Annotated in this window: 25 protein-coding genes; 18 read left to right on the top strand and 7 right to left on the bottom strand. The window is 32.4% G+C overall.

The features are described from left to right. Positions 1 to 21: 21 nt before the first annotated feature. From ffh to JJ842_07605, 4 genes are all read left to right on the top strand, one after another. On the top strand, positions 22 to 1500 hold the full coding sequence (gene ffh / locus JJ842_07590) for a signal recognition particle protein (protein ID MBO6971771.1): 1479 nt from the start codon (positions 22 to 24) through the stop codon (positions 1498 to 1500). A 53-nt stretch (positions 1501 to 1553) separates the two neighbouring features. Beyond that, complete coding sequence (gene rpsP, locus JJ842_07595) at positions 1554 to 1919, top strand: 30S ribosomal protein S16 (protein ID MBO6971772.1); 366 nt, start codon at positions 1554 to 1556, stop codon at positions 1917 to 1919. A gap of 36 nt (positions 1920 to 1955) precedes the next feature. Continuing rightward, complete coding sequence (locus JJ842_07600) at positions 1956 to 2912, top strand: PhoH family protein (GenBank protein ID MBO6971773.1); 957 nt, start codon at positions 1956 to 1958, stop codon at positions 2910 to 2912. A 73-nt stretch (positions 2913 to 2985) separates the two neighbouring features. Continuing rightward, the gene (locus JJ842_07605) at positions 2986 to 3723 is read left to right on the top strand and encodes a US12 family protein (protein MBO6971774.1); all 738 of its coding nucleotides are present in this window, start codon (positions 2986 to 2988) and stop codon (positions 3721 to 3723) included. A 52-nt stretch (positions 3724 to 3775) separates the two neighbouring features. Here the strand turns inward: JJ842_07605 and JJ842_07610 are convergent, their stop codons facing one another. After that, positions 3776 to 4303 (bottom strand): hypothetical protein, encoded by a 528-nt coding sequence (locus JJ842_07610; protein MBO6971775.1) that lies wholly within the window; start codon positions 4301 to 4303, stop codon positions 3776 to 3778. 38 nt (positions 4304 to 4341) lie between these two features. Here JJ842_07610 and era point away from each other — a divergent pair, with 38 nt between their 5' ends. From era to larB, 6 genes are all read left to right on the top strand, one after another. Then, entirely contained in the window at positions 4342 to 5253 is a 912-nt protein-coding gene (gene era, locus JJ842_07615; GenBank protein MBO6971776.1) for a GTPase Era, read from the top strand. Further along, a complete protein-coding gene (trmD, locus tag JJ842_07620; GenBank protein ID MBO6971777.1) occupies positions 5254 to 5937 on the top strand; it encodes a tRNA (guanosine(37)-N1)-methyltransferase TrmD in 684 nt (227 codons plus the stop codon). A gap of 179 nt (positions 5938 to 6116) precedes the next feature. Further along, positions 6117 to 7433: a PQQ-dependent sugar dehydrogenase gene (locus JJ842_07625; protein ID MBO6971778.1), complete on the top strand. Its 1317-nt coding sequence runs from the start codon at positions 6117 to 6119 to the stop codon at positions 7431 to 7433. Positions 7434 to 7703: 270 nt separating this feature from the next. Continuing rightward, entirely contained in the window at positions 7704 to 8204 is a 501-nt protein-coding gene (locus tag JJ842_07630) for a 2-C-methyl-D-erythritol 2,4-cyclodiphosphate synthase (GenBank protein ID MBO6971779.1), read from the top strand. After that, on the top strand, positions 8201 to 8647 hold the full coding sequence (locus JJ842_07635) for a TIGR03792 family protein (GenBank protein ID MBO6971780.1): 447 nt from the start codon (positions 8201 to 8203) through the stop codon (positions 8645 to 8647). Before JJ842_07630 ends, JJ842_07635 begins: the two co-directional genes overlap by 4 nt. Then, the gene (gene larB, locus JJ842_07640) at positions 8644 to 9300 is read left to right on the top strand and encodes a nickel pincer cofactor biosynthesis protein LarB (GenBank protein MBO6971781.1); all 657 of its coding nucleotides are present in this window, start codon (positions 8644 to 8646) and stop codon (positions 9298 to 9300) included. Before JJ842_07635 ends, larB begins: the two co-directional genes overlap by 4 nt. 202 nt (positions 9301 to 9502) lie before the next feature. Here larB and JJ842_07645 read toward each other — a convergent pair whose 3' ends face one another. The 4 genes from JJ842_07645 to JJ842_07660 form a co-directional block, all read right to left on the bottom strand. Then, on the bottom strand, positions 9503 to 9670 hold the full coding sequence (locus JJ842_07645; GenBank protein MBO6971782.1) for a hypothetical protein: 168 nt from the start codon (positions 9668 to 9670) through the stop codon (positions 9503 to 9505). 112 nt (positions 9671 to 9782) lie between these two features. Then, a complete protein-coding gene (gene thiS, locus JJ842_07650) occupies positions 9783 to 9992 on the bottom strand; it encodes a sulfur carrier protein ThiS (GenBank protein MBO6971783.1) in 210 nt (69 codons plus the stop codon). Continuing rightward, the gene (locus tag JJ842_07655; GenBank protein ID MBO6971784.1) at positions 9982 to 11037 is read right to left on the bottom strand and encodes a thiamine phosphate synthase; all 1056 of its coding nucleotides are present in this window, start codon (positions 11035 to 11037) and stop codon (positions 9982 to 9984) included. Before JJ842_07655 ends, thiS begins: the two co-directional genes overlap by 11 nt. A gap of 7 nt (positions 11038 to 11044) precedes the next feature. Next, the gene (locus JJ842_07660; protein ID MBO6971785.1) at positions 11045 to 11968 is read right to left on the bottom strand and encodes a bifunctional riboflavin kinase/FAD synthetase; all 924 of its coding nucleotides are present in this window, start codon (positions 11966 to 11968) and stop codon (positions 11045 to 11047) included. Between the two features lie 68 nt (positions 11969 to 12036). Between JJ842_07660 and JJ842_07665 the strand changes: the two genes are divergently transcribed. Further along, positions 12037 to 12570: a DUF3611 family protein gene (locus JJ842_07665; GenBank protein ID MBO6971786.1), complete on the top strand. Its 534-nt coding sequence runs from the start codon at positions 12037 to 12039 to the stop codon at positions 12568 to 12570. Here the strand turns inward: JJ842_07665 and surE are convergent. Next, a complete protein-coding gene (gene surE, locus JJ842_07670; GenBank protein MBO6971787.1) occupies positions 12550 to 13359 on the bottom strand; it encodes a 5'/3'-nucleotidase SurE in 810 nt (269 codons plus the stop codon). The genes JJ842_07665 and surE overlap by 21 nt on opposite strands. Positions 13360 to 13427: 68 nt before the next feature. Between surE and pheS the strand changes: the two genes are divergently transcribed. Together pheS and JJ842_07680 are read left to right on the top strand one after the other, a co-directional pair. Then, complete coding sequence (pheS, locus tag JJ842_07675) at positions 13428 to 14435, top strand: phenylalanine--tRNA ligase subunit alpha (protein ID MBO6971788.1); 1008 nt, start codon at positions 13428 to 13430, stop codon at positions 14433 to 14435. 69 nt (positions 14436 to 14504) lie between these two features. Then, positions 14505 to 15413: an NAD(+) kinase gene (locus JJ842_07680; protein ID MBO6971789.1), complete on the top strand. Its 909-nt coding sequence runs from the start codon at positions 14505 to 14507 to the stop codon at positions 15411 to 15413. A 7-nt stretch (positions 15414 to 15420) separates the two neighbouring features. Here JJ842_07680 and cbiT read toward each other — a convergent pair whose 3' ends face one another. After that, the gene (gene cbiT, locus JJ842_07685) at positions 15421 to 16701 is read right to left on the bottom strand and encodes a precorrin-6Y C5,15-methyltransferase (decarboxylating) subunit CbiT (GenBank protein MBO6971790.1); all 1281 of its coding nucleotides are present in this window, start codon (positions 16699 to 16701) and stop codon (positions 15421 to 15423) included. Positions 16702 to 16784: 83 nt separating this feature from the next. On the opposite strand from cbiT, the gene JJ842_07690 reads away from it, so the two are divergent. The 5 genes from JJ842_07690 (at position 16785) to argF (ending at position 21553) form a co-directional block, all read left to right on the top strand. Continuing rightward, positions 16785 to 17036 (top strand): hypothetical protein, encoded by a 252-nt coding sequence (locus JJ842_07690; protein MBO6971791.1) that lies wholly within the window; start codon positions 16785 to 16787, stop codon positions 17034 to 17036. Further along, positions 17011 to 17511 (top strand): DUF3122 domain-containing protein, encoded by a 501-nt coding sequence (locus JJ842_07695; GenBank protein ID MBO6971792.1) that lies wholly within the window; start codon positions 17011 to 17013, stop codon positions 17509 to 17511. Before JJ842_07690 ends, JJ842_07695 begins: the two co-directional genes overlap by 26 nt. Before the next feature lie 15 nt (positions 17512 to 17526). After that, positions 17527 to 18621, top strand: coding sequence for a bifunctional diaminohydroxyphosphoribosylaminopyrimidine deaminase/5-amino-6-(5-phosphoribosylamino)uracil reductase RibD (gene ribD / locus JJ842_07700; protein MBO6971793.1), 1095 nt, complete (start codon positions 17527 to 17529; stop codon positions 18619 to 18621). 114 nt (positions 18622 to 18735) lie between these two features. After that, positions 18736 to 20598, top strand: a complete 1863-nt coding sequence (ftsH, locus tag JJ842_07705; GenBank protein ID MBO6971794.1) for an ATP-dependent zinc metalloprotease FtsH — start codon at positions 18736 to 18738, stop codon at positions 20596 to 20598. A 28-nt stretch (positions 20599 to 20626) separates the two neighbouring features. Then, positions 20627 to 21553, top strand: coding sequence for an ornithine carbamoyltransferase (gene argF, locus JJ842_07710; GenBank protein ID MBO6971795.1), 927 nt, complete (start codon positions 20627 to 20629; stop codon positions 21551 to 21553). The last annotated feature ends 59 nt before the right edge of the window (positions 21554 to 21612 follow it).

Raw genomic sequence — 21612 nt, forward strand, 5'->3', positions numbered from 1 at the left:
AGTTAAAATTCCTTTTTAAAAATGTTTGATGAACTCTCGTCACGCTTTGAAGACGCAGTAAAGGGTTTAAGAGGCGAAGCAAAAATTAGTGAAAATAATATCAATGATGCCTTGAAAGAGGTAAAAAGAGCACTACTTGATGCGGATGTTAGTTTGTCTGTAGTCAAAGAGTTTATATCAGATGTCAAAGATAAAGCTATTGGAGAAGAAGTAGTCAGGGGTGTAAACCCAGGTCAAAAATTTATAGAAGTTGTAAATAAGGAATTGATAAACATTATGGGGAATGAAAATTCTCCGTTAAACGAAAATGAAAATAGTTCTACAGTAATTTTAATGGCTGGACTTCAGGGTGCGGGTAAAACAACTGCAACAGGAAAATTAGGACTTTATTTGAAGGAAAAAGGTAAAAAAGTTCTTTTGGTTGCTGCAGATATTTATCGACCAGCAGCTGTAGAGCAGCTTAAAACATTGGGAAGTCAATATGATTTGGAAGTTTTTTCAGCTAAAGAAAAAAAAAGAAAACCAGAAGAGATAGCAAAGGATGCATTGAATTTTGCCAGTGAAAATGACTTTAATTCGATAATTATTGACACCGCAGGAAGATTGCAAATTGATGATTCCATGATGAGTGAAATGGTTCGAATAAAAGAAGTTTCTAACCCTGATGAAGTTTTACTTGTTGTTGATTCTATGATTGGGCAAGAAGCTGCTGACTTGACAAAATCATTTCATGAAAAAGTAGGAATTTCAGGAGCAATATTAACTAAGTTAGATGGAGACTCAAGAGGTGGGGCTGCTTTATCAATAAGAAAAATAAGTGGTAAACCAATCAAATTTATAGGTGTAGGAGAAAAAATAGAGGCATTGCAACCATTTCATCCAGAGAGAATGGCTAGCAGAATTTTGGGTATGGGTGATGTATTAACACTTGTTGAAAAAGCCCAAAAAGAAGTTGAACTCGCTGATGCTGAAGCAATGCAAAAGAAACTTCAAGAAGCGACTTTTGATTTTAATGATTTTGTGAAGCAAATGAGATTAATTAAAAGGATGGGATCACTAGGTGGATTGATTAAATTAATTCCTGGAATGAATAAAATCGATGATGGGATGATAAAAGATGGAGAAGATCAACTTAAGAAAATAGAATCTATGATCTCTTCAATGACTCTTGAGGAGAAGCAAAAACCGGAAGTTCTTGCCGCTCAGCCCTCAAGAAGACAAAGAATCGCTAGGGGTAGCGGTTATGAAGCAAAAGATGTAGATAAAGTCTTAGCTGATTTTCAAAGAATGAGAGGGTTCATGAAACAAATGTCTAACGGAGGAATGCCAGGAATGGGAGGAATGCCAGGAATGGGAGGCATGCCAGGAATGGGAGGAATGCCAGGAATGGGAGGCATGCCAGGAATGGGAGGAATGCCAGGAATGGGAGGAATGAGTGGTAATAAACCAATAAAAAAACAAAAAAATAATAAGAAGAAAAAAGGTTTTGCTGATTTATAATTTCTAAATTTTTCCCTTTGAGTGATATTATTATAAAAACTGATTAATTTAAGATGATTAAACTGCGCCTTAAGCGCTTTGGGAAGAAAAAAGAGGCAAGTTTCAGAATTGTTGCGTGCAATAGTACTTCCAGAAGAGATGGTAGACCTTTAGAGGAACTAGGTTTTTATAACCCAAGAACTAAGGAAACGAGGCTTGACACAGAAGCTTTAAGAACAAGACTTACTCAGGGTGCTCAGCCAACTGATGTTGTGAGAACTTTATTAGAAAAGGGAGGGTTATTAGAAAAAACAGAAAGGCCCTCTATCGCAATTGGTAAAGCAAAGTTAGAGAAGGAAAAATTAGCTAAGACTAAAACTAAAGAGGAAGAAAATGATAGTACTAAAGCTGAAAGCAAGAGTAATGAAGCTGAAAGCTAGTGATTTGATAAATTTTTATTCTTATTTAATAACTAGATGAAGGAAGTTTCCGAAACTGGTCACTTCACAATAGATTTGCCAAGCTCTGATGCTGCTACAGCATTATCAGGACCTGGTAATTCTTTCTTAAAAAAATTTGAATCTCTTACAGGAGTTTCTTTAACTATAAGAGGCTTACAACTAGAGATGAACGGGGTCATATCTAAAATTGAGAGAGCCTCAGCATTAGTAGAACTAACAAGACCAATTTGGGAACAAGGGTTAGAAGTCCCAGAGGTAGATCTTAAAGCGGCTTTAAGTTCTTTAAATATGGGCGAATCGTCTTCACATGCTGAACTTGGAAAAAAAATTCTAGCGCGTTCCAAAGAAGGAAGATATTTAAGACCAAGAACTATAAGGCAAAAAGAATATGTTGAATCAATTGAAAACTTTGATCTTACATTCGCAATAGGCCCAGCTGGAACTGGTAAGACATTTTTAGCAACTGTTTGTGCGGCACGACTATTGAACGAAAAAAAAATTGAAAAAATTGTTCTAACCAGACCAGCTGTAGAAGCTGGGGAAAGTTTGGGATTTCTACCTGGTGATTTGCAACAAAAAGTAGATCCATATTTAAGACCTCTATTTGATTCTTTACATAGTATTTTTGGTTCTGAGAGAACAAATTCGTTAATTGATAAGGGAATTATTGAAGTTGCTCCTTTAGCATTTATGAGAGGCAGAACCTTAGATAACTCAATGGTTATCCTAGATGAAGCACAAAATACAACTTGTTCTCAAATGAGAATGTTTTTGACCAGATTAGGAGAGAGATCAAAAATGGTTGTAAACGGAGATATTACACAAATTGATTTAAAAAAAGATCAGGAAAGTGGACTCATCGAAGCATCGAGAATTTTTTCTGAAACTGAAGGTATTAAATTTTGTTATTTAACTATTGAAGATGTAGTTCGTCATCCTTTAGTTCAGAAAATTATTGAGGCTTATCAATAAATTTGTAACTCTGGTGATCCGTACCCTGAAATTTTAAAAATCGAGTAGAATAAGATCATATTTAATAAAGAAAATGCCAGCAAGTAGTAATTTCAATCAAGCTATTCGTGAAGCACAAACTAGTTCAATTGTTGGACCTAATGTTGTTCAAAAAGCTTTACCTTATGTAGGTGGAGGTATGGTCCTAACCTCTTTAGGCGTTTTAGCAGGTGTCTCCCTCATAGCAACAAATCCTGGGCTTTTCCAGCCTCTTTCAATAGTTGCATTAATTGCAGAATTGATCTTGTTTTTTATAGCTACAAATGCTGCAAATAATGCAAATAATGGTAAGGCTTTACCTTTATTAACAGGCTTTAGCTTGTTAACTGGATTCACATTAAGTGGAATAGTTGCTTTAGCAATAGGAACAATTGGTATTGGTTCTGTTGGAACAGCTGCCTTAGCTACAGGTATAACTTTCGTTATTGCCTCTTACACTGGCCAAAGAATGAGTGATAGTGTTGGTCAAGCACTAAGTGGTGTAGTTGGTCTTGGGTTGATAGGACTGCTTATAGCAATGTTTGTTCAATTAATTGGAGGATTCTTTGCTCCAGGAGTTTTTGGAGGTTCAGGACTCGAATTGATAATTGCAGGATTTGGAACTGTCTTGTTTGTTGCAATGTCTTTCGTTGATTTTTACACAATGCCAAGAAGATATAACGATGATCAATACCTTGCAGGGGCTTTAGGTATGTATCTAACTTATATAAATCTTTTTGTTTTCATATTGAGACTAATGATTGCACTTCAAGGCGGTGGAAGAAGAGATTAGACAAATAATTTAAATGTCTAATTAGAAAGCGTAGATTTGTTTCTACGCTTTTTTATTGTGCGATATCAAGAATTTGTTTTTTTATAAATTCCTTTTGTTCTGAATCATATTTTAATGAATTATCAAAACTATTTCCCATATTATCTAAGTCTCTTAGGACTAGATTGACAGACTTCGTAACTGACTTACTTTCTAGTAGTCTCAAAATAGCCTTACATCTATCTGAAATATTTCCTGATATTATCTCATATTCATGATTATTATCTCTTCGATGAATAATAATTTGAGCGGAACTCATTATTAAATTTTTTACTATTACGTCTGTTACAGTATCACCACCTTCGTTCAGTTTGTAAATTAGTGAAAAAGGAAGTTTATCTAACAAATAACAATCTTTGTCTGATAAAGCGTAGGCGAAAAATCCTCGGAGTCCATTTCTTGTTTTAATTAACTCTGCGATTCTATCTGCTAAAACTTCTTCGCTGAGTAAATCTTCACCCCACTCTTTGCACCATTGTGCGGATATGTTTATTGCTTGCGTGAATGAAGCTTCTTTTAAATTTATGGTTTTTTTCTCCATTTTTGATCAGAATTTTATTATTGATGCATTAAAAGTCTTTGGCCAATTATAGATCTGGGTTTGTAACTTTACTAGGGAGGCCAAATGTCGGTAAATCTACTTTGATAAATAAATTGATTGGAGAAAAAATAACAATTACTTCTCCAGTAGCACAAACTACTAGAAATAAATTAAAAGGAATACTTACTACAAAAAATGGGCAAATAATTTTTGTTGATACTCCAGGTGTTCATAAACCACGGCACAAACTTGGAGAGATACTTGTAAAAAACGCAAAATACGCAATTAATGGTGTTGATATGGTAATTTTTGTACTTGATTCAAGTGAAGAACCTGGTAGAGGTGATGAATATATTTTGAACTTTCTGATTGCAAATAAAACAGAGTTTATTGTTGCATTAAATAAGTGGGATTTGGTTAATAAAGAATTTAGGAATTTGCGATTAGATCAATATAGAAGATTTTTTGGAATTAATAGAAACTTTCAAATTGTAAGTGCTTCTCAAGGAGAAGGATGTTCTGAACTAGTCGATATGGCACTTAATTTGCTTCCAGAGGGACCAAAACTTTATAGCGAAGAGACAATTTGCGACCAACCATTAGATAACTTATTATCTGATTTAGTAAGAGAACAGGTATTAATAAATACAAGAGAAGAAGTTCCTCATAGTGTTGCAGTAAAGATAGAGAAGAAAGAGGAAATAAAAAGAAAAAATGGCAAAAATTTTACAGCTATTTTGGCTAACATTATTGTTGAAAGAACTACTCAAAAAGGAATTCTTATTGGAAAAAAAGGTTCAATGTTGAAAATCATTGGTCAGTCAGCAAGAATAAATATGTCTAAATTGATTGGTTCTCCAGTTCACCTAGAGTTATTTGTTAAAGTTGTGCCAAATTGGAGAAAAAAAGAATCAAGGTTAATTGAGTTTGGCTATGAGGAAGATTTCTAGATGAGTAGTTTTAATTTTGATGTAATTACATTGTTCCCAAAAGCTTTTGAATTAATAAATAATTTAGGGGTCATAACAAGAGCTCTAGATAAAAATTTGATAGATGTAAATTTACATGATTTAAGAAAATATGGTGAAGGTTCTTACAGACAAGTAGATGATAAGCCTTATGGAGGAGGAGCAGGTATGGTACTCAAACCTGAACCTATCTATAAAGCATATGGATCAATTAGAAAATTACCTAATAGTAAAACTTTGTTGATGACGCCACAGGGTAAAGTCTTAAAGCAAAAGGATCTTGCAAGATGGTCAACTTTGAATCAAATAATAATTATTTGTGGTCAATATGAAGGGTTTGATGAGAGAATTAGATGCTTGGCAGATGAAGAGGTTTCATTGGGCGATTTTGTATTGACAGGTGGAGAAATTCCAGCGATTTCAATAATTAATGGCTTAACTAGACTTCTCCCAGGAACTCTTGGAGACCCAGATTCTTTGCTTAATGAGAGTCACAACTCTGACTTAATTGAATATCCTCAATATACTCGACCATCACTTTTTAACGGAATGAAAGTACCTGATATTTTACTTAGTGGTAATCATGAGGAAATAAAATTATGGCGTAAAGAGCAAATGATAATAAGAACAGAAAAAAGAAGAAGAGACCTAATTGATAAAGATTAAATAATTTTCTAAAAAATTAAATAAAAATTATTTATGAAGAATGTCATTATCAAGCAAACCTTTTACTAATTGATTGTTTAAAACATATAAAAAATATTGAATTTCCCTACATGAACAATCTTTAAAAAGGTTTATTAGAATCTGGTTACTAAATTTTATTATTAAAATTATCAATTTATATGAAAAAACTTCTTAGATTAAAGTTTTTAATTCTTTTTGCTAGTTTGCTAACCGTATCAAGTTATTTCATATTAAAGCAAAATAATGTAGAGAATATATATAGAATAACTTTAAGAAACTTTATAAAAAATAATTTTGTAAAATATGTCACTCCATTTTTATTTGAAAAAGAAATAAATAAAAAAGAAAGTCTCACAGATACTACCTTAAAGAAAAAAACTGTAGAGTTATCTAATAATAAAATTCTTAAAAAGTATAAGTTAACTTCTGGATTCTACACAGGCATAAGTAAACTTTTCGCTGGAAGTGGCTATATAGATTTTGAAAAAAATAACCTATTCGTCCTCTCTTCAAGAGGTCTTTTAGCTTTTAATTCGAATTTGGATAATAATAACTTTAAGCAAATAAAAAATAATATTGATGATTATATAGGTTTGAAACAATTTGAAAAATCTTACAAATTCTCAATTAAAGATTTACTTATTAATAATGGTAAAATTTATGTTTCTTATACCGAGGAAATAAAGGAAGATTGTTGGAATACAAGTCTTCTATATGCAGATGTTAATTATAAAAAAATTAAATTTGAAAGATTATTTTCGCCAAAAGAATGTGTACATAGCTCTAGAAATTTAGATCAAGAGTTTGAAGCTCGTCAATCTGGTGGAAGAATTTTTCCAATGAGTGATAATCAAATTTTACTTACTATAGGAGACTATAGGGCAAGGCATCTAGCGCAAAATAAAGAAAGCATAAATGGTAAAGTTTTACTGATTAACAATGTTGATAAAACATACAAGATAATATCGATGGGCCATCGTAATCCTCAAGGATTATTTTTTGATAAACAAAATAATTTTATTCTTGAAACTGAACATGGACCTCAGGGCGGTGATGAAATTAATTTAATAGAAGTTTCAAAAATAAAAAAAGGAACGATTCAGAATTATGGATGGCCAATCGCATCAGCTGGGGAACATTATGGAGGTAAGGTTGATAAAAACTTAGATAAATATAAAAAGTATCCATTACATAAATCACATCTTAATTATGGTTTTATTGAACCATTAAAATCATTTGTCCCATCAATTGGAATCTCGGAGATAGTAAAATTAAAACAAAATAAATATGTTGTTAGTTCATTAAAAGCCAATAAATTATATTTTTTCGAATTGGATAAAAATAAAATGATAAAGAATTTAAACGAGTTTGCTGTTAATGAAAGAATAAGGGATTTAAAATATAAAAATAATATCTTGTATATGTTTATGGAGAATTCTGCCTCTATAGGTACTATAGTTCTTAATAATAAATAAATTAATTTGTTTTAAAGAATATTCTATATTGATTCTTTAGTAATAATAAGCTAAGTAAAAATATCTCAGAATATTTATTTTCTAAAATTCTTTAAGTCATCACAAAATTTGACTAACTTAAATTTTCTATGACACAATTCTCATCAAATTTTTCATTTTTCGAAATTAACTTAATGCCTATCAAGACTGGTAAAATGACAAGTTATCTATGATAAGGTTAGAATTGCAAAGTAGTTATATATTGTTATTAGGTGGTTGTAAACCTTTGCTATGACTAAATCTTCTCCAAAATTTCGTATTGGTAATGGATATGATATACATAGACTAGTAGAGGGTAGAGATTTAATTATTGGAGGTGTAAAATTGCATCATCCTAAAAATCTAGGATTGGATGGTCATAGTGATGCTGATGTTTTAAGCCACTCAATAATGGATGCATTATTAGGAGCACTTTCGCTGGGCGACATAGGAAAGTATTTCCCCCCATCTGATGAAAAATGGAAAAATGCTGATAGCTTGTTTTTGTTATCAAAAGTAATTGACATGATAAGAAAAGATGGTTGGGAAATAAATAATATTGATAGTGTTCTTGTTGCTGAAAGGCCAAAAATTATGCCATATATAAAATTAATGAAAAAAAATATTTCTGAGATCTTAAATATTGATGAAAATTTAATTGGGATTAAAGCAACCACGAATGAAAAATTGGGTCCAGAAGGGAGAGAAGAGGGTATAAGTTGCCATTCAGTAGTTCTACTTGAGAAAAAATGAGATTTAATTTAAATTTGAAAAAAAAATTTCAAAGATTTTGTTTATTATTAATTTGCTTAGTAGTTTTAATTTTTCAAACTGATATGCCCAATTTAAAAGCTCTTACAATGGATAATTATCAAAGTGAAATGGTCATAGAGGAATTAAGAATTAAAGTACCTGCCGATATAAAAACAGCTTGGTTAAACGCTGAAAAAGAAATATGGGAGCCATGGTTATCTTCTCAAGATGGTTTTTGGGGAAGACAATTATTTTGGGACAAAGATAAAGAAGAAGCTTTAATATTGGTAACTTGGAAAAGTAAGAAATTATGGAAAAGCATACCAATGTCAGAAGTAAATGTAGTTCAACAAAAATTTGAAGATAATGTTAAGGCTGCTCTAAATGTAGGCGAAAACCCTTTTGAATTAATTTATGAGGGAGAATTAGATAAGCAAGGATGAATTTTGATATAAAGTTTGATTTCCAAAGAAGGGATAGGCTTGGACTCATTGAAGCAATTTGGGGTCAAGACAAAAGTATCGACCAATTAAAAAGATTATCTGAGATTGTATTAAGTAAAAATGAGGTTGTTTTTATAACTAGGATTAATAGTGAAAAAGCTAAATATCTTTTGGATTTGTATGATGATGCACGATTCTATGAAGAAGCAAAATGCCTAATTATTGGGAAAAATCAGAATAAACTAAATACAGATAAAAAAGTTGCCTTGATTTCAGGAGGTTCGAGTGATTTGCCAATAACTCTTGAAGCTCAATTAGCTCTAGAAATTTATGGAATTAATTGTCAATCTTTTATAGATGTTGGAGTAGCAGGACTTCACAGATTAATCAGTCAGTTAGAAGAAATTAATAAATATGATGTTTTGATAGTTTTTGCTGGAATGGAAGGTGCTTTGGCAACTGTTATTGGAGGATTGTTGGCGCAACCGATAATCGCAGTACCTGTATCTGTCGGATATGGAGTTAGCAAGAATGGAGAAAGTGCTTTAAATAGTATGTTATCGAGTTGTTCTCCAGGTATAACGGTTATGAACATAGATAATGGTTACGGTGCAGCAATGGCAGCCATAAGAATTATTAGTAGTTTTTCCTAAATACTTACTTTTTTTCGATTTCTAATAGGTTTTCTATCCATAAATTAAGTTGTTTTGAAAGCATTCCTTCCTCTCTCATTTTGATTGCTTTAATTACCACCTCTGTGTTTACCCACTCAGGAAATCTTTTTGACATTTATTTCATATTCTGTAATTCTAATTTGGTACAAATTTTTATAAAAACAAGATCTAAGTTACAAATTTAATCTTTTATGTTTGATTTTGTACCTAATCGAGATAACTCAGAAGATGTATGCTCACTCTCCACATTCTTTAACCTTTCTATTAGTTCCGATAAATCTTTATGGGCTAATTCCCCATTTTGTTCCCATTTTAAGGACCTTGAATTATTATCAGTTTTATCTTTCATTGTTTTGAATGAGTATTTAAAATATATAACGAAAACAAAAAAAATTTGGTTATTGTTTCAAGCTTAAACTTAAAAAATTATGAAGATTCTTAATTAATTAAGTTTTTATCTTTTAACCCCCTCCAACTATTGCAACTATTTCCAAATTATCTCCATCTTTAAGTTTTATTTTCTCCCATTTCAAAGAATTAATAATTAAATTATTTAGCTCTACAACAATTGTGTTGGGTTTATATCCCATGGAAATAAGTACTGTTGATAGCAGAGCATTTTCTTGATCGAGATCTATTTTTTTTTCCTTTCCATTCACCTTAATTTTCATTAGATAACTCTTTTAGAATCATAATAGCGTCTTCTTTCGGATCTTCAGAATTCATTAGTTGCGAAACTAAGGCAACTTTTTTAATACCATTGCTTTTTAAATATGAAATATTGTTTTTTTTAACTCCTCCTATAGCAAACCAAGGAATATTTAAATCTTTTGTTAATGTTTTGATCTTTTCAATACCTATTGGTTTTTTGCCCTTTTTTGTTGCAGTTTCAAATACTGGTCCTATTCCAATGTAATCACAACCCTCTTTGAGAGCATTGGAAATGTCAATTTTATTACTTGCGCTTATACCAATTATTTTTGAATAGCCTAATAATTGTCTCGCTTTTTTTAATTCTAAATCTTCTTGTCCAAGATGTATGCCATCAGCATTTGATGCTAAAGCTATATCTACTCTATCGTTAACGATAAATAATGAATTATATTTTTTACATAGATTTTTAATCTGAATTGCTTCCTGAAGATGATCTTTATCTGTTCCCTTTTTAAATCTATGTTGGATGATTTTTACTCCCGCAATTAAAATCTCCTCAATAATTTCTAATAAGTTTTCCTTTTTATCTGTTATTACATATAAATCATTTTCTTTTAATATTTCCTCCGACTTCCTAAACTTGCTTAATCTTAATAATTCAATCTCTAAGGTATAAATTTCATATCTAATTTCCGAAGCAATTTTTGAAAGCTCATGATTATGTAGTCTTGAGAATTCTTCTACGACTCTTAATGCTTCTTGGACTCTTCCTGCATTGGAGCTTATTAATTGCTCAGGGGTTGTTCTCTTAAATTGTTCTAAATGGGCAAGTCCTTTGCTTTCGTCCTTAATTAGATTCCTGGCATGTTTATAAATTTCTAAATGATTTTTTCCTAAAATTTGTCTAAAGTTTTTAATCTTGATTACGCAATCATTTCTCCCTAACCCAAACCTGGCCCAATCTTCAAGAACTCTTAAGCCTTCTCTCGCCCTATCAAGATTTGCGTCGATAATTTGATAAATTCTTAAATCTTCAAAATCTTTAAAATTTGAATTCTTCATTTTTAATTTATTTCATGTAGTTTTTTAATGTTCTTAGTGCATTTTCTCTATCTTTTTTTATTTGATAAGATAATTGATCTATATTCTCGAACTGGATTTGAGATCGAAGCTTTTCAACTGGTTCTACGGATAGATTTAAACCATATAGATTGATATCTTTATTAATTAAATGAACTTCAACTGCTGATGGTAATAGAGGATTAATTGTTGGTTGAGTGCCAAGATTCATAACTGATTCAATTTTTTGGTTGAAATTCTCTATATTTGTCCAAGCTGCGTAGACTCCTTCTCCAGGTAAAAATTTTCTGCCATCTATTTCAAGATTCGCAGTGGGCCAACCTATACTTTTCCCAATCCCTTTACCTTTGACAACCTTTCCATTAAAACTATAGGGCCTTTTGAGAATTTTGAAAGCATTCTTCAGATCACTTTTCTCTAATAAATCTCTTATTCTACTGCTGCTGATTCTACCTTCTATATCTTCTAAAATTGGAGTAATTTTTAGTTTTATATCCGTATCTTTAATAGTATTTTTTATAGTATTTATGTCTCCACTTCTTTTAAAACCAAATTTAAAATTAGCGCCTACAGAAATGCTTTTGGCTTGTAATTGATTTATCAAAATATCTCTAACAAATCTTTCTGCACTTAGTTTAGATAGTCCCTTATCAAAAGGAATAAGAACTAATTGTTCAATGCCTAGATCTTCAAGGATAGGTAGTTTCTCATCAGGGAGATCGAGTCTAAGACGCGTTTCTTTGTATAAAACTTCTCTGGGATGAGGCCAGAAGCTGGCAATTGTTGGAGTATATTGATTTTCTTCAACTACACTTTTTATTAATTTTCTATGGCCAGCATGTAAGCCATCAAAACTACCAATAGCTATTGAAGTAGGATTCTTAACTTCAGATGGCGATATTAAAGAGATCAAAAGATTACGTGCAATTTTATGATTTTGATGGCAAATTTGAATAGATTATAGTTTATTCAATCAAATGAATGTCAGACAAAATTGATTTTCAGTCCCTTTCATTTGTAATGCGGCGCATTGGATGGATACGCTTTTGGGTTCAATCCATTTTAGGTGTTGTTGTTGCAGCTGTTTTGCTTTTTTCAAATGTTGTTAATAATAGCGAAGGGCAGCTTGGCTTGGCACCTGGTCTATCACTTACGACAATATCATTAATTTTACTACTATTTAGTCTTTGGCAAGGTTGGTTAATTGTAAGAACAGGAAGAGCAATATCAAGCAATGCAAGACCCTCAAGAGGACAAACCAGTAAATTAATAAAAAGAGGACTAATAGTTGATTTATTAGGAATTTTGTTTGGATTAATTGGTTATCAAGCACTTATGGGTGCCCTATTTATACAGGCATCCTCCCAAACAACTGGACAATTGATAACAGCAACATCTGATATCCCAATTACTGGACTTGAAATTTTATCAGTTCTCAGTAATACGCAAGTTATTGCTGCTCATTTTTTTGGACTTTGCTTTTCTTTATGGCTTTTAAGAAGGATTTACAAATGAATTATTAATTTTAGGTAAGTCTTCTAAATTACCTCTCCAAAATAAATCTGGTTCTACAGGTGTAAGCGATATTTTATTTTCTTGTATTTGAGATACATCACTTGGCCAGTTTTTTGGCCCACAACCTTTTGATTTGAGATCTAAAACTACCTCACCTGCTAACCAGTAATAATCGTCACCCCTTGGGTCTTCTCTTTTTGAAAATTGATTTTTGTATTTTCTTACTGATAATCTAGTCCAGGATAATTCTTTTATGTTACTTTTCTCGCAAGGGGGTATATTCAAGTTTAAAAGAAGGGAAGCTGGCCAACTATCGTTAATTGCTTGTTCGGCAATATTCATAGCAATTTCTCCGGCAAATTCAAAATTCTTCCATTTAAAACTAGCAACACTTATTGCCATTGATGGAACATTTTCTAAAGTTCCTTCCATAGCAGCAGCAACTGTACCTGAACAAAAAATATCTGTTCCTAAATTAGGCCCGTGATTTATTCCAGATAGAACTAGATCTGGTTTATTATCCAAGAGTTCAGATAGTGCTAATTTAACGCAATCAGCAGGTGTGCCAGAACATCCCCAAGCTTCAATTCCTTCCTCAAATAATTCGTCCGCTCTTTCCACTCTTAATGGAGATTGTAAAGTAAGACCATGGCCAGTGGCTGATCTTTCTTGGTCTGGACACACTACTTTAACCTTATGCCCTCTTTTTTGAGCAGATTTTGCTAAAGCTCTTATTCCTGCTGCAAAAACTCCATCATCATTGCTAATTAGTATATTTAACGGTTTCATTAATCAATACATTTTATTTATGGACGATATTTAAGTAAGATAAAGCTATACTTATTTTTACTATATCAGTGAGTCAAATTGAATTATTAAGTCAAATTGAGGAAAAACTAAATAATCTTTCTCTAACAGCAAAAAATAATATAAGTAATTCTAAAACTCATGAAGAACTAGATCAATTGAGGGTTTCCTTGCTAGGAAAAAAAGGTGATTTATCAATTGTCTTGAAAAAAATGGGTCAATTATCTGCCACTGATAGACCAATTGTTGGCCAGAAGGCAAATTTAATAAAGATAAATTTGCAAGAATTAATAACTGAAAGAAAAAATCAACTAAATAGTGAAGCCCTAGATAAAAAGATTAAAACAGAAAAAATTGATGTAACTATCCCTTCAATTGGTACACCCTCGGGGAATAAGCACCCCTTGATTTCAACTCAAGATGAAATAATAGATATTTTTTGTGGTTTAGGATACTCAGTTGAAAGTGGCCCTGAAATAGAAACTGATTTTTATAATTTTGAGTCTCTCAACATACCTAAAAATCATCCTGCAAGAGATATGCAGGATACTTTTTATTTAGATGACAATAGACTCTTGAGGACCCATACTTCGCCTGTTCAAATAAGATACCTAGAGAAAAATCCCCCTCCAGTAAGAATTATTGCTCCAGGAAGAGTTTATAGGAGAGATGCTGTAGATGCTACTCATTCCCCTGTATTCAATCAGGTTGAGGTTTTATGTATCGATCAAGATATTAATTTTAGTCATTTAAGAGGTACTGTTCTTACATTTTTAAAGACCTTTTTTGGAGACATTCCTGTAAGATTTAGGGCTAGTTATTTTCCGTTTACTGAACCTTCGGCAGAAGTAGACGTTCAATGGAAAGGTAAATGGTTAGAGGTGATGGGCTGCGGAATGGTAGATCCTAAGGTTTTAGAAAAATTAGGAATAGATCCTGAAAAATGGACCGGATTCGCAGCTGGATTAGGAGTTGAAAGATTTTGTATGGTGAGACATCAGATTGACGATATCAGGAAATTTTATACAAATGATCTTAGATTTTTGGAACAGTTCTAGTTAAATAGAATTTCAAATTAGAATTGTAAAACATCTTAGTTTAAGATAAAGGTAGTTTTAGTAGTTTGATTGGTACGTAAAGCAGGACTAATTGTTAATGATGGCAAAGAACTTGCTGTTCAAACTGCAAGTTCCGTTCAAGAAAAATTGGAAAAATCCAATTATGAAGTGGTAAGAGTTAGTAGCTCTGGTGGTATGGTTGGATTTGCCAATCCTGATCAACATGTTCGCCCTTTGGGATATACCAATTGTGTTCCAGAGGGATTTGATTCGTCCATGGAATTTGCCATTGTTCTTGGGGGGGATGGAACGGTGCTTTCTGCGGCAAGGCAAACCGCTCCTGCAAAAATTCCAATCCTTACAATAAATACTGGGCATCTAGGATTTCTAGCCGAAGCTTATTTGTCTAACCTAGATGAAGCTTTAGATCAAATCATTGCTGGGAATTGGGAAATTGAAGAAAGAACTTGTTTTATTATTAGCGTGATGAGGAATGATCAGAGAAGATGGGAGTCTCTCTGCCTTAATGAGATGGCGCTTCATAGAGAACCTCTTACAAGTATGTGTCATTTTGAGATTTCGATAGGGCGACATGCTCCTGTAGATATTTCAGCTGATGGAGTGATTTTATCTACTCCAACTGGTTCTACTGCATATTCACTGAGTGCTGGGGGGCCAGTTATTACCCCCGATTGCCCAGTGGTGCAATTAACTCCAATTGCTCCTCACTCATTAGCATCAAGGGCATTAGTTTTTAATGATTCAGAGCCAGTAACTGTTTTCCCAGCAACTCCTGAAAGATTAGTAATGGTTGTTGATGGAAATGCTGGTTGTTATGTTTGGCCTGAAGATAGAGTTCTAATAAGAAAAAGCAAACACTCAGTGAAATTTATTAGGCTTGAAGAGCATGAATTTTTTCAAGTTTTGAGAAATAAATTAGGCTGGGGATTACCCCATGTAGCTAAACCTAATAAGTAACAATTATTTAAATTAATTTTTTCCCTTTTAATAAAAAAACAGGATTATTTGGCTCTAATCGCATCCCCTCTGAAATACTCAAGCTTTTGTAAGTCTGAATCAAATTTAAATTAGTTTTAAAATTATTTTCTTCTAATTTCTCTTTTAATTCCTCAATAGTTTGTATGTCTATTATTGGAATAACTATAATATCTCCAATTCTCATGTCTTGAGCAAGATAATTAATAATTTTAAGTTTAGTCTTTTTGTCACATCCTCCTATTACTAATCTATTGGGTTTTTCATGCGAACTAAAATTTATCTTGTTCAAGGTGTTTTTTATTTCTTCTTCAAAAATAGATTTTGGTTTAACGCCTAGTCTTTTTGAGTTTTCCAATATTAATGCTTTTGAACCAATTCTTTGATCGAAACAAAATAAGTTTAAATTAGGCCTCAATTTTAATGCCTCTAAACCAATTGATCCACAACCTGCACCTATATCCCAAATGACACCATTTTTTGGAAGTTCCAGATCAGCTAAGATTTGTATGCGAATCTCTTTTTTTGTTAATAAATTTGGTCTGTCTTCATAAGTTTTGAAAATGATGTCATTAATTCCAAAAAGAGGAAGATCATTATTCAAATAGTTTTTCTTTGTTTTTGTAAGAACAGAAATATTCAAGCAAGATATGTTGGAAGGTAATGCCTCTCTAAGATTCAACTTTCTTATACTTTCATTAGCCAAACCTAATTCTTCACAAAGCCAAAAATCATAAAAATCAATCAGATTTAATTCTGAAAGGTTTTTTTGGATTATTTCTAAGCTTTTGTTTTTTGAATCCGTAATTATTACTAAACTTGCAGGCTTAGATTTAAGAGCCTTAATTAACTTTGTTGAATCTCTTCCATGAATACTTACGTAAATGGTATCTTGCCATGGGATCTTTAACTTGCTAAATGCCAATTGAAGGCAAGTATTTGAAGGATAGAAAATTAACTCATCTTTTGAAAAATTTTCCAGAAGTATTCTTCCAATTCCAAACCACAATGGATCTCCTCTCGAAATTAAAATAGCATCATTTTTTTGAGATTTAAGCCAGTTAACAAGTTCGTTGTTACTTTTGCTTGAAAAAAATGATTTCTTTTTTTCAAAACCATTTTCTATCCATAATTTAATTTCTTCAAAATATGAATTAGGAACTGCAATATTTTCTGTTTCAAAAAATAGATTTTGTAATTTGATAGATAGATCTTCAAATTTATAAGAATTAATTCCAATTACATGGATTTTTCTATTAACTTCAGTCATCAATATTTAATGAAATGGAACTAAATTGTTTGAATGTTTTATTAAATTATCTTATTATTATTTGAGCTATCATAGTAAGTTAATTGTCTGAAAGGAGAAAGAGATTACATGATTTATTGTTAACTCTAGTAAATAAAGATAATGAATTTGAGTTTATTGAAGAAGACTCTAGTGATTTAACATCTAGTTATTCTGAAAAAGACACTTTGAATTTATCTCGAGTTATAGAAAAAAATCGTAAAATAATCAAAAGATATCAAGCTATTGTAAGAACAGCTGTAACTCTTGATGCCCTGATGGATTCTGAAAATGAAGAAAATTACAAAATCAAATAAAAATATTTTTTTAAAAGGAATTCTACCTTTACTTTTACTATTATCCTTTATTTTTAACCCATTGAAAGTATCTGCAGAAGTTGCAGAAACAGAAATAAATGGGGAATTAATAAATGCTAGCAGTGAGTTTTTAAGGGACTTGGACTTTGAAACTTGGCAATTAGTAGCTTATAAATCATCTCTTTTTGAGGATAAATTGATCTTGAGAGTAATAGGATATCCAGGAAATCTTAGGATTGATCATCCCACTGACTTAAGGGTTGAATCGGGGAGAAAAAAGTGGTTTTTAGATGATAAAACTTTACTTAATGTGGAATTAGCAAATGATGGAAGACAAGCTGCAGCAGAATTTGATCTTGATGAATTAATTAAAAATTTAGATAAAAATAGACCATTAAGATTATCTTTGCAGGGAGTTTTTTCTGAGTTACCTATCCCCCCCTTTGTTGTTAAAGAGTGGAGATCAATAAACTGAATTTGATTTTTGGGGATGTCTGAAAAAAATGTAAGCCATACAAAATGGATGAGAAGAGCAATTTTTTTGGCTTCTTTAGGCAAAAATACAACGAGTCCAAACCCTAGGGTGGGAGCGGTAATACTTGATAAAAATGGAAACCTTATTTCAGAAGGGTTTCATTTCAAGGCAGGGATGCCTCATGCTGAGGCTATGGCTTTTAATAATTTAAAAAAGGATGCTAAAGGTGGAACAATGTATGTAAATCTTGAACCTTGTTGCCATCAAGGTAAAACACCTCCATGTGTTGATAAGGTGATAGCCTCTGGGATAAAAAAGGTATATATATCTATTAAAGACCCTGATAAAAGAGTCTCTGGCAAAGGTATTAAGCTTCTAAAAGAAGCTGGAATACAAGTTCACTTAGGATTATGTAAAAAAGAATCTTTAGATCTAAATAAGGCTTTCATTCATAGAAATATTACTAAAAGGGCATTTGGTGTTCTTAAATGGGCAATGAGTATTGATGGAAGAATTGCTTTAAAAAATGGAAAAAGTAAATGGATTACTAATGATGAATCAAGGTCATTAGTTCATTCTTTTAGAGCAGAATTTGATGCAATAATCATTGGTGGAAACACATTAAGAAGAGACAACCCACTTTTGACTACTAGAGGTTCCAAAAATCCTGAGCCTTTGCGAGTTGTTTTCACAAAAAGTTTAAATCTCCCCTCAAAATCTAATCTTTGGGATTGTAGTAAGGCAAAAACTTTAGTTATTTATGATTCTTCTTCAGCAAATGAAAGCTATCTCTCAAGGATTCCGAAATGTGTTGAGGTTGAAAAAGTATCATCAGATAATCCAAAGTTAATTTCAAAAATACTTGCAAAAAGAGGATGTAATAAAGTTCTTTGGGAATGTGGCCCCGAATTGGCTACTGCAGCTATTCAATCTAATTGTATTCAAGAACTTATTACTTTTATTGCTCCAAAAATTTTAGGTGGAGAAAATAGTATGAATCCCTTAAGTGATTTTGAATTTAATGAAATGCACGAAATTATTAAATTAAGTGATTCTCAGTTTAGTTTGATTGAGAATGATATATGTGTTAAGAGTTCATTCAAAAATTAATTTTTACATTAATTTATATGGGTTAAAGTACCGTACGGTTCTTACCCAAAAAAAACAATACAGATACGGAAACTCTTCGTTTAGTTTATAATAAGTTCAAAATTGATCATAACTATGCCTATAAGACAAGATGATAATCAACCTAATAGAAGATTTGGAATTGTAAATATCATTTTGATTGGAGTTGGAGCATTACTTCTATTTAGTAGCCTTTTCCCTAATCAAAATATGCAAATCCCCAGGGTCCCTTATTCTTTATTTATTGATCAGGTTAATGATGGTGAAGTTAAACGTGCATATATCACTCAAGAACAGATTAGATATGAGTTGAATGGAGCTGAAGAAGGGGCACCCTCTGTTTTAGCAACAACCCCAATTTTTGATATGGACCTTCCACAAAGGTTAGAAAGTAAAGGGGTCGAGTTTGCTGCCGCTCCTCCCAAAAAACCAAATTTTTTCTCAACCATACTAAGCTGGGTTGTTCCTCCTTTAATTTTTATCCTTGTTTTGCAATTCTTCGCTAGAAGAAGTATGGGTGGCGGAGGTGCACAGGGAGCTCTTAGTTTTACCAAAAGTAAAGCAAAAGTTTACGTCCCCGATGATGAATCAAAAGTAACTTTTGCTGATGTGGCTGGTGTTGATGAAGCTAAGGACGAATTAACGGAAATAGTTGATTTTCTAAAAAAACCTGAAAGATATACAGATATCGGTGCGCGAATACCAAAAGGTGTACTTCTTGTGGGACCTCCAGGAACAGGAAAAACTCTTCTTTCAAAAGCTGTCGCTGGAGAAGCAGAAGTTCCTTTCTTTATAATTTCAGGTTCTGAATTTGTTGAGCTTTTTGTTGGTGCAGGTGCCGCAAGAGTAAGAGATCTATTTGAACAAGCTAAGAAAAAAGCCCCATGTATTATTTTTATTGATGAATTGGATGCTATTGGCAAAAGTCGTTCTGGATCTATGGGTGTCGTCGGCGGCAATGATGAAAGAGAACAAACATTAAATCAGCTCCTTACAGAGATGGATGGCTTTGCTTCAACAGATAAACCGGTCATTGTATTAGCGGCTACAAACCAGCCAGAAGTCCTCGACGCAGCACTTTTAAGGCCAGGAAGGTTTGACAGGCAAGTTTTAGTCGATAGACCAGATTTATCTGGCAGAAAAACTATATTAGAGATCTACACAAAAAAAGTTAAACTTGCAGATTCAATTGATTTAGATTCTATAGCTCAAGCTACTAGCGGATTCGCAGGAGCTGATCTTGCTAACATGGTAAATGAAGCTGCGTTACTTGCTGCTAGAGCAAAGAGGAAAAGTGTAGAACAACAAGACTTAAGCGAAGCGATAGAAAGAGTTGTTGCTGGATTGGAAAAGAAGAGTCGTGTTTTGCAAGATGATGAAAAGAAAGTTGTCGCTTATCATGAAGTTGGTCATGCTATTGTTGGCCATCTTATGCCTGGAGGTTCTAAAGTCGCAAAGATTTCAATTGTCCCAAGAGGCATGAGTGCACTTGGTTATACTCTCCAATTGCCAACTGAAGAAAGATTCTTAAATTCCAAAGAAGAATTAAAAGGACAAATAGCTACACTTCTTGGAGGGAGATCTGCTGAAGAAGTTGTTTTTGGAAAGATTACAACAGGAGCTTCCAATGATTTACAAAGAGCAACTGATATAGCCGAACAAATGGTTGGTACATTTGGAATGAGTGATATTCTTGGCCCGCTTGCTTACGATAAACAAGGTGGCGGTCAGTTTCTAGGTAATGGTAATAATCCTAGGAGATCTGTTAGTGATGCTACTGCTCAAGCAATAGATAAAGAGGTTAGAGATTTAGTTGATGATGCGCATGAAACTGCACTTAATATTTTGAGGAATAATTTACCTCTTCTGGAATCTATTTCTCAAAAAATTCTCCAAGAAGAAGTAATTGAAGGTGAAGATTTAAAGAAATTACTTTCAGAAACTAAAATGCCTGCATAGTACAATTTAATATTCATTAAAAATTTTTATGCTTATACCTAACAAGCTTGCTAGAACTAATTTTTTATCAAGCTTGGATTTATCAACTGAAGAAGTTAACTATATACTTGAACTCGCTGAAAATTTTAAAAATAGAGATTTGAGTATTAAATATAAGGATAAAGTCTTAGGGTTAATTTTTGATAAGTCCTCAACTCGAACGAGAGTTAGTTTTGAAGTCGCAATGTCAAGGCTTGGGGGAACCACTATTGATCTAAATCCGACTACTTCACAAATAGGAAGAGGTGAGCCAATAAAAGACACTGCCAGAGTTTTAAGTAAATATTGTGATGTTATTGCTATTAGAACTTTCAAACACGCAGACTTAGAGGAGTACGAAAAGTGGTCTTCAAAACCAGTAATTAATGCGCTCACAGACTTAGAACATCCGTGCCAAGCTTTAGCTGATTTTTTAACGATTAAAGAGGAATTCTATGATTTTAAAAATGTAGTTTTAGCATTTATTGGTGATGGAAATAACGTGGCAAACTCACTTATTTTATGCGGGGCCTTATTAGGAGTAGAAGTAAGAATTGCATGTCCTCATGGATATGAACCTGATATCTCTGTGGTCAAAAAAGCAAATGAAATATATAAAAATAAAAATTTACTGAAAATCACTAATGACCCATATGCCGCAGTTATCGGAGCGAATGTTCTTTATACAGATGTGTGGTCCTCTATGGGGGAAGAAAATCAAAAGGAAGTGAAAGATAAAGACTTTAATGGATTCACAATTGATAGTAATCTAGTTAAAAATGCTGATAAGGATGCAATAATTCTTCATTGCCTTCCAGCATATAGATCTAAAGAGATTTCAGATGAAGTAATGGAAAGCAAGAAAAGTAGGATTTTCAATCAAGCAGAAAATAGATTATTTGTTCAGCAAGCTCTTTTAGCAGCTATTCTTTCTTAAAATTAACTTAAAGTGCCTACGACATTAAGTTGATCTATGCAAAAATATTAATACTTTTT

The sequence above is a fragment of the Prochlorococcus marinus CUG1433 genome (assembly GCA_017644425.1).
Taxonomy (GTDB): Bacteria; Cyanobacteriota; Cyanobacteriia; order PCC-6307; family Cyanobiaceae; genus Prochlorococcus_A; species Prochlorococcus_A marinus_U.